The organism is Bacillus sp. B1-WWTP-T-0.5-Post-4, assembly GCF_009183795.1.
Lineage (GTDB): Bacteria > Bacillota > Bacilli > Bacillales > Bacillaceae_G > Bacillus_A > Bacillus_A cereus.
In genome coordinates this window covers 81,989-95,750 of record NZ_WEIJ01000014.1, presented here as the reverse complement: position 1 = coordinate 95,750, position 13,762 = coordinate 81,989, and the positions used below count along the sequence as shown (strand labels likewise).

Sequence of the window (13,762 nt, the reverse complement as noted above, 5' to 3'; positions counted from 1 at the left end):
GTATTAGGCACGCCGCCAGCGTTCATCCTGAGCCAGGATCAAACTCTCCAATAAAGTTAGTTTGTCTAGCATCTAAAATAAAAATTGACGTTTCACGTTGTTTGTTTCGTTCAGTTTTCAAAGAACTTGTCCGCCGCTTCAGAAGCGACTTCATCATATTAACATCTTAATTTTTCGATGTCAACTAAGTTTTAAAATTTCTTTTTTGTCGTTTTCTGCGTTTCCGCATCAGCGACGTTTATTAATATACCATCACACTTTTTAAATAACAAGTGTTTTTTTATAAAAATATAAAAAAATTATCTACCCTACTTTCTTCTATAGAAATAACTATTATCCTTACTACTGAAAATAGTTATTCTAATTGTATGCTAATACACTCCGTTCAACCAAATTGTATTTCACAATGCCTTCCCAAATTTTCATTCTCTTCTATATTAAAGCTTATAATCATTATCCTTCTATAAAATAACTATACAAATTAGCCTTAAGAAAAAATCCCGTCTACATTAAACAGCCACTCGCGCGCATTATCCCCTTCCTTCTCATTCAAAAATTTACCCCCTACAAATTAACAACATTCCAATCCTAATACAAACTTAAGGATATTGTTAGAATTTTTTTACATTTAATTAATGAAAAATATCCATTTTTTGTTATATAGTAAGAAAGGACGCACTCAACTATAAATAAACCAATGGAGGAATTATTTTATGGATAGGTTAACAAAGTTTTCATTAAAAAACCGAGCTGCCATTATCATCATGATTTTTCTCATTTCCATACTCGGTGTTTATTCCGGCTCTAAATTATCTATGGAATTTTTACCGAGTATCGACAATCCAGCAATTACCGTCACAACCTTATCTCAAGGACTCGACGCTGAAACGATGACAAAGGATGTAACTGATCCTCTCGAAAAACAATTTCGCAATTTAGAACACGTCGACACCATTACTTCTTCTACATACGAGGGATTATCACGTATCGACATTGCGTATACATCAAAAGCAAACATGAAAGATGCAGCACGCGAAGTCGAAAAAGCCGTCAATACAATTAAATTACCTAAAGATGTAACCAAGCCCGTAGTTAGTCAATTAAACACTTCTATGATTCCACTCGCTCAAATTACTATCCAGAAACAAAACGGTTTTTCAAAAGCAGATGAAAAACAAATTGAAAAAGAAATCGTACCACAACTCGAAAACATTGATGGTGTTGCCAACGTTATGTTTTTCGGAAAATCCACCTCTGAATTATCTATCGTACTTGATCCGAACCAATTAAAAAACAAAAACGTAACATCACAGCAGGTACTAACTGTTTTACAAGGAAAAGAAACTTCTACTCCAGCTGGGGCAATTACTGTTAATCAGGAAGAATACAACCTCCGCGTCATTGGGGACATAAAAAATGTAAATGACATTAAAAACATCACTGTGGCACCCCAAGTGAAATTGCAAGACATTGCTCAAATTGAAATCAAACAACACTACGATACAATCTCACATATAAACGGAGAAGAAGGCACAGGATTAATCATCATGAAAGAACCGAGTAAAAATGCAGTTGCCATTGGAAAAGAGATTGATAAAAAAGTTAAAGAGATAGATAAGGAATATAAAGATCAATTTTCCATTAAACTTTTGGCTTCAACCCATGAACAAGTTGAAAATGCTGTTACTAGCATGGGAAAAGAAGTAATACTTGGAGCAATCGCTGCAACTCTAATTATCTTAATCTTTTTACGTAACTTCCGAACAACACTCATCGCTGTTGTCAGTATTCCATTATCCATTTTATTAACACTCTTTTTACTACATCAATCTAACATTACGCTTAACATTTTAACCCTCGGTGGTTTAGCTGTTGCGGTTGGACGTCTCGTCGATGATAGTATCGTTGTCATCGAGAATATTTTCCGCCGTTTACAAAAAGATTCTTTCTCTAAAGATATCATTCTCGATGCAACGAAAGAAGTCGCAGTCGCAATTACTTCTTCTACTTTAACAACGGTCGCTGTTTTTTTACCTATCGGCCTCGTATCAGGAGCAATCGGAAAATTAATGTTACCTATGGTATTAGCAGTTGTATATTCTATATTATCATCCTTAATCGTTGCACTAACAGTTGTTCCACTTATGGCTTTTTTACTACTCAAAAAAACAAAGCATCGAAAGCCAAGTTCTTCATCACGATATGTCGCTACATTAAAGTGGGCTCTTTCTCATAAATTCATTATTCTACTTACTGCATTTTTATTATTTGTAGGATCAATTGCAGCTTATATATTACTACCGAAAGCAAACATAAAATCTGAAGACGACACAATGTTATCTATTAACATGACATTTCCAGCCGATTATAATGCTGAATCTCAAAAACAAAAAGCATTTGATTTTGAAAAGAAATTACTTTCTAATTCAGATATAACAGACGTTATTTTACGAATGGGATCTAGCGCAGAAGATGCACAATGGGGGCAAACAACTAAAAATAACCTCGCTAGTATATTCGTAGTCTTTAAAAAAGGTTCTGATATTGATCAATATATTAAAGAGTTAAAAAAGGAACATAAAACTTTTGAGCCTGCTGAACTTGATTATATAAAAACAAGTTATTCAAGCTCTGGCGGCGGCAATAACTTACAATTTAACGTAACAGCTACTAACGAAGCGGATTTAAAAGAGGCGGCTACTATCGTTGAAACAAAACTAAAAAGCATGGATGATCTTTCTAAAGTAAAAACAAATTTAGAAGATTCTAAGAAAGAATGGCAAATTCATATTGATCAAACAAAGGCTGAACAACTAGGTTTAACACCAGAAATATCTGCGCAACAAGTGGCATTCCTTATGAAGAAATCACCTATTGGCGAAATTACAATTAATAATGAAAAAGCTACTATTATGATAGAACACAAAAAAGAAAACATTAATAAACAAGAAGATATTTTAAATACAAACATACTATCACCTATTAATGGACCAATACCTTTAAAAGACATCGCAACTATTTCAGAAAAACAAACACAAACAGAAATTTTCCATAAAGACGGAAAAGAAACAATCCAAATTACAGCCGAAGCTTCAAATGAAGATTTGAGTAAAGTAAACACAGCAGTAAATAAAGCGATGACTGACTTAGATTTACCTGGTGGTGCAAAAGTAAATATCGCAGGAGCTACTGAATCTATGCAAGAGAATTTTACAGATTTATTCAAAATTATGGGGATTGCAATCGGGATTGTATATTTAATTATGGTTATCACCTTCAGGCAAGCACGTGCTCCTTTTGCAATCCTATTCTCCTTACCATTAGCTGCTGTCGGTGGTATTTTAGGATTAATCATTTCACGAACACCTGTTGATGTAAATTCCTTGATCGGCGCATTAATGTTAATTGGGATTGTTGTTACAAACGCTATTGTATTAATAGAAAGAGTCCAACAAAATCGGGAACATGGAATGGAAACTAGAGAAGCCTTACTTGAAGCAGGTTCTACTAGACTACGCCCAATTATTATGACAGCTATTACAACAATCGTTGCTATGCTCCCACTCCTATTTGGCCAATCCCAAGCAGGAAGTATGGTATCAAAAAGTTTAGCCGTCGTTGTCATCGGCGGTTTGGCAGTCTCAACTGCTCTTACATTAGTAGTCGTTCCAGTTATGTATGAACTATTAGATAAAATCGGGAGAAAAAGACGCTCCCGTAGGAAAATAAGCACTTCTACAGAAACACCTGATATTTAAAAACAAAAGGCGTTATCTTCACAAATGAAGATAACGCCTTCTCTCTATTTAGTCATATAATCCATCATTTTTTCCACATATTGCTCTATAGGTTTACTAGAATCCACAATCTAAATTACATCTGTTCTTCTTTATAATTAATCACAAATTCAACAATCATTACATCCATTCCTTCTATATTAAAATACAAAAGAACCCCCTACTTATAAATAGAGAGTTCTTCTTTATAATTTATGCCGCTTTTACCTTTTTCGTTGTTTTACTTTTTCTTTTCGTTCCTGTAAAGCGCTTGTGTAATATAGATGCTATCAAGCGTGAAATAACATTGAATAGTAATACCATAATAATTAATACAGCTGCAGATTTTGTCGCAATCAACTTCGCATCTGGAATAACTCCTTCAGAATTTAATTTCCAAATGTGAACCGCTAATGTTTCAGCTGGTCTAAACGGATTTAAAGGATGCGCAGGACTTGAGAAATCCGCTGCTGAATTTAAAATCGGGGATGTTAAACCCGCTGTGTAAATTAATGCTGCCGCTTCACCAAATATACGACCCGCCGCTAAAATAATCCCTGTAATAATTTGTGGTAATGACGATGGGATAATAATACGAGCGATTGTTTGCCACTTCGTTGCACCTAATCCAAGACTTGCCTCTTTTACATTCTGAGGAACTTCTGAAATCGCATTTTCACAAACACGCGTTAAACCTGGTAAATTTAAAATAGTTAAAGCAAGAGCACCACCCATTACTGTGTATCCCCAACCTGTCATTGTAACGAACACTAACAAACCAAATAAACCAACAACAATAGAAGGTAAAGACGCCATCGTCTCTATACATAGACGAACAAAATTTAAAAAACGTCCTTGTTTTGCGTACTCTGCTAAATATATTCCAGCACCTAATCCAAGAGGAATAGATATAATAAGCGTTATAACAAGCATGTAGAAGGAATTGAATAACTGCGGACCAATCCCACCACCAGCTCTTGTATTGCTTGGTTCTCCAAACAAGAAATTAGGATCCCAAAATCCCCATCCCTTTTGTAAAATCTCAAATACTAAGAACACTAGCAAAGCTACAACTAAAGCCGCAACCGCATAAAAGATACCCGTCCAAACTTTATTTACCGTTCTTGCATTCATTATTATCGCTCACCTCTTTGCCCAATCGCTCGAATTACTAAAATAAACAGGAATGAAATAACAAGTAAAATCATCGCTAAAGTCCATAGCGCATTGTTCCAAGCAGTTCCGTTCAATGTATTCGTCATGTCCATTGTTAAAATACCAGTTAACGTCGCTGTCGGACTATATATTCCTTCTGGTAATTTAATCGTATTCCCGATTACCATTTGAACCGCTAACGCTTCACCGAAAGCACGCGCTAAGCCTAAAACAACACCTGTTAAAATCCCTTTTTTCGCAGCAGGAACAATCACTCGGCTAATCGCTTGCCATTTCGTTGATCCTAGACCATAAGAAGCTTCTAAATAATCAAATGGAACAGAACGTATTGCATCAGAAGCGATACTAGCAATAGTAGGTAAAATCATAATACTTAATACAACAATACCTGCAATTAAACTAAAGCCTACTCCCCCAAACGAATCACGTAATAGCGGTACTAAAATCGTAACCCCTAATAATCCGTATACAACCGAAGGAATACCAACTAACAATTCTAGAACAGGCTTCAATACTTTATTTCCAAACTTTGGCGAAATTAAATTCATGAATATAGCAAGAGCTATAGCAATTGGTGCACTAATAATAACCGCACCTAACGAAACCACCGTTGAACCTACAATGAAAATTAAAGCCCCGAAGGATCCTTGATCAGCATTTGGATTCCATTTTGTCGATGTTAACATCTCAGTAAATGAGATACCACTTTGTGTAAAAGATTGAATACCTTTCCCACAAATAAACGCAATAATAGCTAATGTAATTAAAACAATAAAAATACCACAAAACGTAACAAGTGATCTTCCTATATATTCACTTTTCACGTAATTAATTTGTTTTTTCCCCTTCATCACAGGACAGACCCCACTTCACAGATTGAAATGAACAGGACTGGCCTTGCAGCCAGCCCCATAAAATTTTATTACTTATTTAATTTAGACATTGGAATGTAGCCCATATCTTCTACTTGCTTTTCAAAATCTTTACCTTTTACATAATCGATGTAAGCTTTCGTCGCTTCCTTCGCTTCACCTTTTGTTACCATATATTCGTAAGACCAGAATGGATATTTACCAGACGCGATGTTTTCAACTTTCGGTTCAGCACCATCAATTTTCACTGTTTGTAGTGCGCCTTTTTTCTCGCCCACCATGTAAGACATCGCTAAATAACTCACCGAACCAGGAGTAGAGTTAATCGCTTGCTCTACTGCACCGTTAGAATCTTGTGTTGTACCAGTTCCATCATTAATTTTCGCGTCTTTCATAATCGTTTTTTCAAATGTAGCACGTGTACCAGATGAAGCCGGACGGTTAATTACATTGATTTTTTCATCTTTTCCGCCTACTTCTTTCCAGTTTGTTACTTTTCCAGTGAAGATATCTTGTACTTGTTGCATTGTTAAGTTATCAACTTTTACATCTTTATTTACGACAAGAGCGAATGCAATACCCGCTACCTTGTTATCTACTAATTCTTTCGCCTTTTCAGCATCTTTTATTTTATCTCCGGACGGAACATCTGAATTACCAATTTGTACTGCACCAGATGCTACTTGGTTAATCCCAGTTCCACTACCGCCACCTTGAACTTGAATAGAAACTTTTGAATTTTTCTCCATGAATTTCTTTCCAGCTTCCTCCGCAAGAGGTAGAAGAGCTGTAGAACCAGCCGCTGCAATCGTACCTGATAATTCTTGTTTTGTATTATCGCTTCCTTTAGCAGTTTCTTTACTAGTTGTATCTTCTGCTTTCCCACAACCAACTAATGCTCCTGCTACCACTAAAGCTGCTAAAGAAAATTTAATACCTTTTTTCATAACCATGTCTTGTACCCCCATTTGGATTATCACTTTTCGAATTCATTTTCTTTCGAACACAAATTCATTGTAGGACAACAATATTATGTGAGTGTTAAGCAATTTTTAATTTTAAGTAAATGACGATAATAATCCTTAAAAGCTAGAAATCCCAACATTTATAGTTAAATAACCCAACAAAAACCACACTAACTACGCTGCAATGTAAATATATTCTTAACAATGTAAATTCAATGTAAATGTTTTTCTCTCTTTTTCCCTTTTTGTTAAAGTTACATTTACAATTCCGCTGTATTTTGTAATTTTTACACACCTAATTTATGCACATTAAAAATAATTTCAGTAATATTTTTTAGTACAACTAAATAAATTGGAACAATTCTAAAAATAAATGAATATTTTTAAAGTACTAATTGACAACATAATCCAATGTAGTCTACTATATTACTAACAAAAAGTTTACCTTAGGAAACTTTTTAAACTCAAACTAAAAATATAGAGATGAGGTAACTTTTATGGTATCGGCTAATATAAAACCACTTTCCGAATTTAAAATAGGAGAGTTTGTACAAATTGAGAAGATACAATTAGAAGGAACTATGAAACGACGCTTATTAGATTTGGGATTTATCCCGGGGGCGACGATTAAAGTATTGCAACGCAGTCCACTTGGAGATCCGGTCGCTTATCAAGTGAGCAACACAACTATTGCACTGCGTAAAGAAGAAAGCTCCCTTATTTTCGGGGTATTAATAGGAGATGATTTCAGATGAGCAAACATCGTATCGCTTTAGCTGGTAACCCGAATACAGGGAAAAGTACATTATTTAATACTTTAACAGGCTTAAAACAACATACTGGAAACTGGACGGGAAAAACTGTTTTAAAAGCTGAAGGAGAATATGAACATAACGGAAGTAATTATACATTAATAGATTTACCGGGAACTTACTCACTATACTCAAATTCCGCAGACGAAGAAGTAGCGAGGGATTATATTATATTTGAAAAACCAGAAGTAACTGTAGTTGTTATAGACGCAACTGCTATGGAAAGAAATTTAAATTTAGCACTCCAGGTGATGGAGATGACAAATAATGTAGTCATTTGCATTAACTTAATTGATGAAGCCGAAAAAAAAGGGATTGTTATCGATGAAAAGAAATTAGCAAAATCACTTGGTGTACCTGTCGTTAAAATTTCAGCACGTAACCGAGTAGGTATTGGTCATTTGCTAAATGTTATTGCAAGAGTAGCAAATAAAAAACTAATTCCAACACCAATTAAAATTACTTACAGCGAAAAAATCGAAAATATGATTCAGGAATTAGAACCACAAATTTATAAAGTGTTCGGTGATACGTATCCAGCACGTTGGATTGCGTTACGTATATTAGATGGAGATAAAAATTTCTTAACTACACTTCAAAAACACCATAATGAACCACTTGTAAGGGAGGTCGTAATTAATGGAATCTCACTCAGCCAGTAAAGCTCTTCCATTAGACTATATTATTCAACATGCACAAACACTTTCAAAAGAAGATATACGAGATGATATAGTCGGAGATATTTACCGAACATCTGCAAGCATATGTAAAGAATCTGTCCAATATACAAATACTGATAAATTATATCGTTCCGAAAAACTAGATAAAATTTTCACATCTCCAATCTGGGGATTCCCAATTATGCTCGGTATTTTATCTATTATTTTTTATCTTACAATTGCAGGCGCTAACGTACCATCTGATATGATTGCCGAATTCTTCGGATGGGCCGAAGGATATTTAACATCTTGGTTCCAAGCAGCGCATGCACCTGAATGGTTACATGGCATTTTAATACTTGGTTTGTTCCGTGGTATCGGTGCTGTTATTAGCGTTATGTTACCACCTATGGCAATCTTTTTCCCTATGTTCGCGCTATTAGAAAACTACGGATACTTACCACGTGTCGCGTTTAATATGGACCGCTTATTCAAACGATCCGGCGCACACGGGAAACAATCTTTAACAATGGCAATGGGATTTGGTTGTAATGCAGCAGCCATTATGTCAACACGTATCATTGAATCACCACGTGAACGCATGCTAGCAATTTTAACGAACAACTTCGTTCCTTGTAACGGTCGCTGGCCTATGTTAATTTTAATGGCTTCACTATTTATGGCTGCTGGTTATACAGGCAGTATGCAAACATTGGTTACTGCTGGCGTTGTAGTCGGAATGGTTGTAATTGGTGTTATTATGACATTAACTGTTTCTTGGGTACTATCAAAAACAGCCTTAAAAGGGGTTCCAACTCACTACACACTTGAGTTACCTCCGTACCGCAAGCCAAAAGTTTGGAATACAATTGTTCGCGCAACACTCGATAAGTCAATCTATGTTTTAAAACGAGCTATAGTTGTTGCTGCCCCTGCGGCTGCATTAACTTGGTTACTTGCTAACATTTTTATTGGTGACACAAGCTTACTTATGTATTTTGTAAACTTTCTAGATCCATTTGCTAAAATGTTAGGACTTGACGGCTTTATTCTAGCTGCATTCATTCTTGGACTACCCGCTAATGAAATTGTAATCCCAATTTTATTAATGTCTTACTTATCAACTGGGGCTTTAACTGAAATAGATGATTTTAATCAAATTAAAAATCTATTCCTAGAAAATGGTTGGACTTGGTTAACAGCGTTAAACACAATGTTGTTCTCACTTCTTCATTTCCCATGCGGAACAACACTTGTTAATATATACAAAGAAACAAAAAGTGCAAAATGGACATTCTTATCGTTTGCAATCCCTACCGTTATCGCCATTGTTGTTACATTCCTCTCTACACAATTGGTACATTGGTTAGGGCTTGTATAAAGCAAAGCATACATAGAAGGTATCCCCCTTCACATATGCTTTGCACGAAAGAAACCTGAAATTATTCAGGTTTCTTTTTTTGCACATCAGTATTCCACGGCTGTGCTCCATACGTTGTGAGTTTTTTATGAATAAAATATATAGTTCCTGGAAGAACTGCCATTAATATCGTGCAACTAATTCCTAATCCAGTAAACAACTTTCATCACCTTATTTCACTCTTTTCGGTAAAGCTGAACCTGAATGTTCAATTGTTGGATGAACATGAACAGTAATTTCAGCATTACTAAAGTAATTTTCGCCTTGATCCCAATTCTCACTTACCTTTTTCCACTCTTTATAATTATGTCGCTTATACACTTCCCCTAACTCTAGTACATCTACCTTATATTTTTTTTGAACAAGTTTAATTGATTTTTGAATACGCTTCTCCATTTCTTCCGATATATCCTTCTCTAAACGCTTTTCATTCAAAACCTTTTTATGATCACTAAAATGCAACTCAGCCAATGTGCCTTCCAGAGATAAATGAATATCAAACTTTGGTTTTGTAGCATTCGTTGTGGATACTTTAATTTTTCGACGTAACTTATGAATTTCATATGTAATAAGTTGATTCTTTTTACGGATGGTAAAAAAACCTCCAATTTTTTTACCTATTATATAATTCATCCCTACTGTTTCTTCCCCACTCAAATTGCCTACACATTTATTATCCTTTCCACGAAACAATGCTGCACCGTTCATTTGTACTCCTTGTTTTGTTAGTTCCAGAATAGGTAATACAAAACTTCGGTTAGAGATCATCTTTTCCTGCACCTCACCAATTCTTGCAGCCTCAATCATTTGGGCATTTTTCGGAGGGTGTTCAGCTAACATATCAATATACTGCGCCGGTAAATTTTCAGGCTTGGCACTTTGTTTTAAAATAGCTTCGGCATTTTTATTAGAAACGAACAAACGAATATTTCTTCTCATCTCATGATCGCGAATATATACATCTAACGTATTTTGTAAAATGTATGGATGTGAAAGTAATTCTTCAGAGAAAATAATCACCTGTATATGAGGGAAAAATAATGTACGACTAATTTTTTTGGCGATTATTCTTATTTGTTCAAATACACTATCTGCTTTTGCACTAACATTAATATAATTTTCGCTATCCCCACCCCCTTGTCCACCCTGTTGAGACAATTTACTGGGGAGTACCATCTGATAGGTCCCTTTCATAATTGGATTCGCTTTCTTCTCCTTCACAATATCGTAAGCCGCTCCTACTACAAATCCTCTTTCTTCTATCTCTTCTAACTCAGAACACCCACTCATAAATCCAGTTAAAGCCATAACCATTATAATTTTAAGAAGGTGTTTCATTTCCACCATTCCTTCTTTTTATTTTATATACAATTAAAACGAGCAAAGGAGCTAACACAACAAACCCCATATCTATCCAAGCTAAATAAGTCCCATAACTTGATAAAGTATTTAAACTACTAGGTATCATATTCACCATAAAAATAATAGGGGCACTTATGAAAATAAAAATTTGTTTCTTCACTTTCGGAAACATAGCACAAAACAATAAAGATGCGACGTCATAATACATTGCTGTAGTGTTATAAATAGTAATAATCCAAGTCGTAAAAAAAATCGCATCAAACCTTTCTAAAAATCCTCCACCAATTTCAATTTCTTTCCCTAATTCAATTGTTGGATATGTCAATCCACGTGTTGTCATATACGTAAAAACACTAATACAAGTTACATAAATTAAAATGTATGACAGCACGTTTACCATCACCGCTTTCGCGACTGCCATTGGCGCTTTTTTCGCTGTCTTATCATTCAGCAACACCGCATAAAATAAAGCTACTTCAAATCCAATAAACGTAAAAATAGAATTTTTAACTCCAACAGCATATTGACTTACTTTCGTTTGAAAAGCTGGTAGTAAATTATTTATTTCCATTAAATTTATATTCAATAAAGAAAGAAGTACTATCGCAATTAAAACAATAGGCAAGAATAAAACATTTAACCTTAATAAGGCTGCTCTTGATCCTGCTATGCCATAAATAACAACTAATAAGAAGAAGAACGACAGTAGTTGTATTGGTGTATCACTAAATAAATACGTTTGAGAAATAACTGAAATCATTCGCGATTCATATGCTGTCAAAGCAGCAAAAGTTAATACTAAAATACTACTAATTGTGTATGCAACAGGCTTCGTCAAATGCGCACTCGTATATTGAACAAAATTTTGTTTTGGAAATAAGATAGCCACTCTCGTCACAAACCAACCTAAAACTGCGCAGATCAATCCACCCAAAAGCAAGATAATCCAACCGTCCGAAAATAAAGTTTGGTTAGCGATATCTCTTGGCATAGACAATGCCCCTATACCAATAATGGTCGATGATACCGCAAACCCAATTTCACGAGATCCAATCTCTTCATCGCCATACTCAAATGGTTTCACTTATTTTCGCTCCTTTGGACGTATTGTAGAATCTTTTGTTTGTAAGTACTCTGGTCTATCTTTCAACATCGATTTTGGCATGCGAATAAATTCTTCTTTCCAATCTTTATAAAATGCAGGAGCAATTGGAGTTGTATACGGTATACCAACACTTGTTAAATTTGTAATATGAATAGCAAGTGCGATCAGAGCTAGAATGATCCCATACAGCCCAAAAGCCGTTGCAGCTAATACAAAGACGAAAAGTAAAATTCGGAACGTAATCGTAATACTATATACAGGAAGCGAAAACGTAGCAATCGCAGTAACCGCAATAATAATAACTAAAAACGGATTTACAATCCCTGCATTTACCGCAGCTTCTCCAATTACAAGACCTCCTACAATCCCTATCGTTTGCCCCATCGGTTTCGGCAATCGGATTCCAGCTTCTCGTATTAATTCCATAGTCAAGGCCATCATTAATGTTTCAATATATGCAGGAAACGGAACACCTTCCCTCGCACCTGCAATTGAATAAGCCAATTTAGAAGGAATAAGTCCTTGATGATAAGATACAAGTGCTACATACATAGCTGGTAACAAAACCGCAATTATGCCTGAACCCATACGTAAAAATCTTAATAACGTTCCAATCACCCAGCGCTCGTAATGATCTTCTACAGATTGAAAAATATCAACAAAGACAAGTGGTGCAATAAGAGCAAACGGGGATCCGTCTACTAAAATGGCCGCCTTCCCTTTCGCTAATGAGGCTATAATATTATCAGGCCTCTCTGTATTCAAAAACTGTGGAAATGGGGATAAATTATTATCCTGAATTAATTGTTCAATCGTACCTGTTTCCAAAACGACATCTGTCACTATTGATTGAAGACGGCGATCTAACTCTTTTACAATGTGAGGATTAATAATATCTTCTATATATACTAGGGTTACTTCTTTCTGCGATCGCTTTCCCATAATATAAGATTGGAACCTCAACTTTGGATCGCGTAAGCTGCGTCGGATTAACATTTTATTCACATTAATATCTTCATTTAATCCAACTCTCGGTCCGCGTATTAAATCTTCTGTCACTGGTGGTTCTAAACTTCGCTTCTCCCAAGCCCTACTATTAATAATGATAGCAGTTTGAATATTATCAATTAATATAACTGTATCTCCCGCTAAAATCGCATTTATAATATCCGGAAATGTTGTCTTCTTACCCACTTCCGCAATAGAAATAAAACGATCCAATAACGTCTGAACGACAGCCGCTTCATTTTGCACTTCTTCATATTGAAGAGTACGAACTACATATTTATAAACATTATCCTTGTCTGTTAACCCACATAAAAACACAACCGCACAACGTGTAAAACTCCCAGCAAGAGCAACTTCTCTAATTGTTAAATCATTAGGTGAACCTAACTCATCCCTAATTTCTTTCATAACTTCAAATAAGTTACCTTCAAGCTCTAACAATTTCCCCACCTAACTTCCTTTTCAACAAGTTTTTAGTTAGATTCCGCTAATTGAAGAAAATATATACAAAAAAGAGCTATCTCTTTTCAAAGATAGCTCTAATAAAGTAAAACTTTAATCAACCCTCACCAATCGGGCTTTTACAGGCAGCAGGGCCCTCACCTAA

Annotated in this window: 11 protein-coding genes and 1 pseudogene; 4 read left to right on the top strand and 8 right to left on the bottom strand. The window is 35.2% G+C overall.

The genetic code is table 11. The features are described 5' to 3' along the window. Positions 1–713 precede the first annotated feature (713 nt). Entirely contained in the window at positions 714–3,758 is a 3,045-nt protein-coding gene (locus GBN91_RS26175) for an efflux RND transporter permease subunit (RefSeq protein WP_152122673.1), read from the top strand. A gap of 44 nt (positions 3,759–3,802) precedes the next feature. Here GBN91_RS26175 and GBN91_RS29630 read toward each other — a convergent pair. The 4 genes and pseudogenes from GBN91_RS29630 to GBN91_RS26155 all read right to left on the bottom strand — a co-directional run. Beyond that, positions 3,803–3,868: pseudogene (locus tag GBN91_RS29630) on the bottom strand (AAA family ATPase); the annotation flags it as partial. A gap of 121 nt (positions 3,869–3,989) precedes the next feature. Beyond that, positions 3,990–4,910 (bottom strand): phosphate ABC transporter permease PstA, encoded by a 921-nt coding sequence (gene pstA, locus GBN91_RS26165; protein WP_000994141.1) that lies wholly within the window; start codon positions 4,908–4,910, stop codon positions 3,990–3,992. Positions 4,911–4,912: 2 nt separating this feature from the next. Beyond that, positions 4,913–5,803, bottom strand: a complete 891-nt coding sequence (gene pstC, locus GBN91_RS26160) for a phosphate ABC transporter permease subunit PstC (RefSeq protein ID WP_000676676.1) — start codon at positions 5,801–5,803, stop codon at positions 4,913–4,915. Positions 5,804–5,874: 71 nt separating this feature from the next. Then, on the bottom strand, positions 5,875–6,777 hold the full coding sequence (locus GBN91_RS26155; RefSeq protein WP_000245109.1) for a phosphate ABC transporter substrate-binding protein PstS family protein: 903 nt from the start codon (positions 6,775–6,777) through the stop codon (positions 5,875–5,877). A gap of 509 nt (positions 6,778–7,286) precedes the next feature. Here GBN91_RS26155 and GBN91_RS26150 point away from each other — a divergent pair. Genes GBN91_RS26150 through GBN91_RS26140 form a run of 3 tightly spaced genes read left to right on the top strand, consistent with a single transcriptional unit; the run spans position 7,287 to position 9,641 of the window. Then, positions 7,287–7,544, top strand: coding sequence for a FeoA family protein (locus GBN91_RS26150; protein WP_000252982.1), 258 nt, complete (start codon positions 7,287–7,289; stop codon positions 7,542–7,544). Then, positions 7,541–8,263 carry a FeoB small GTPase domain-containing protein gene (locus tag GBN91_RS26145; protein WP_000033868.1) on the top strand — a complete coding sequence of 241 codons (723 nt, stop codon included), beginning with the start codon at positions 7,541–7,543 and terminating at the stop codon, positions 8,261–8,263. The genes GBN91_RS26150 and GBN91_RS26145 overlap by 4 nt, the downstream gene beginning before the upstream one ends. Next, entirely contained in the window at positions 8,241–9,641 is a 1,401-nt protein-coding gene (locus GBN91_RS26140) for a nucleoside recognition domain-containing protein (RefSeq protein WP_000443602.1), read from the top strand. Before GBN91_RS26145 ends, GBN91_RS26140 begins: the two co-directional genes overlap by 23 nt. Positions 9,642–9,702: 61 nt before the next feature. On the opposite strand, the gene GBN91_RS29005 is transcribed toward GBN91_RS26140, so the two are convergent. The 4 genes from GBN91_RS29005 to gerLA are packed head-to-tail and all read right to left on the bottom strand — an operon-like array spanning position 9,703 to position 13,605. Next, a complete protein-coding gene (locus tag GBN91_RS29005) occupies positions 9,703–9,840 on the bottom strand; it encodes a hypothetical protein (protein WP_000493997.1) in 138 nt (45 codons plus the stop codon). Between the two features lie 11 nt (positions 9,841–9,851). After that, a complete protein-coding gene (gene gerLC / locus GBN91_RS26135; RefSeq protein WP_152122671.1) occupies positions 9,852–11,018 on the bottom strand; it encodes a spore germination protein GerLC in 1,167 nt (388 codons plus the stop codon). Then, entirely contained in the window at positions 11,002–12,126 is a 1,125-nt protein-coding gene (gerLB, locus tag GBN91_RS26130) for a spore germination protein GerLB (RefSeq protein ID WP_000802008.1), read from the bottom strand. The genes gerLC and gerLB overlap by 17 nt, the downstream gene beginning before the upstream one ends. Beyond that, positions 12,127–13,605, bottom strand: coding sequence for a spore germination protein GerLA (gerLA, locus tag GBN91_RS26125; RefSeq protein WP_001999095.1), 1,479 nt, complete (start codon positions 13,603–13,605; stop codon positions 12,127–12,129). Positions 13,606–13,762: the final 157 nt, after the last annotated feature.

Coding starts and splice junctions, on each gene's coding strand:
- GBN91_RS26175 (WP_152122673.1), top strand. CDS start 714: ATGGATAGGTTAACAAAGTTTTCATTAAAAAACCGAGCTGCCATTATC.
- pstA (WP_000994141.1), bottom strand. CDS start 4,910: ATGAATGCAAGAACGGTAAATAAAGTTTGGACGGGTATCTTTTATGCG.
- pstC (WP_000676676.1), bottom strand. CDS start 5,803: ATGAAGGGGAAAAAACAAATTAATTACGTGAAAAGTGAATATATAGGA.
- GBN91_RS26155 (WP_000245109.1), bottom strand. CDS start 6,777: ATGGTTATGAAAAAAGGTATTAAATTTTCTTTAGCAGCTTTAGTGGTA.
- GBN91_RS26150 (WP_000252982.1), top strand. CDS start 7,287: ATGGTATCGGCTAATATAAAACCACTTTCCGAATTTAAAATAGGAGAG.
- GBN91_RS26145 (WP_000033868.1), top strand. CDS start 7,541: ATGAGCAAACATCGTATCGCTTTAGCTGGTAACCCGAATACAGGGAAA.
- GBN91_RS26140 (WP_000443602.1), top strand. CDS start 8,241: ATGGAATCTCACTCAGCCAGTAAAGCTCTTCCATTAGACTATATTATT.
- gerLC (WP_152122671.1), bottom strand. CDS start 11,018: ATGAAACACCTTCTTAAAATTATAATGGTTATGGCTTTAACTGGATTT.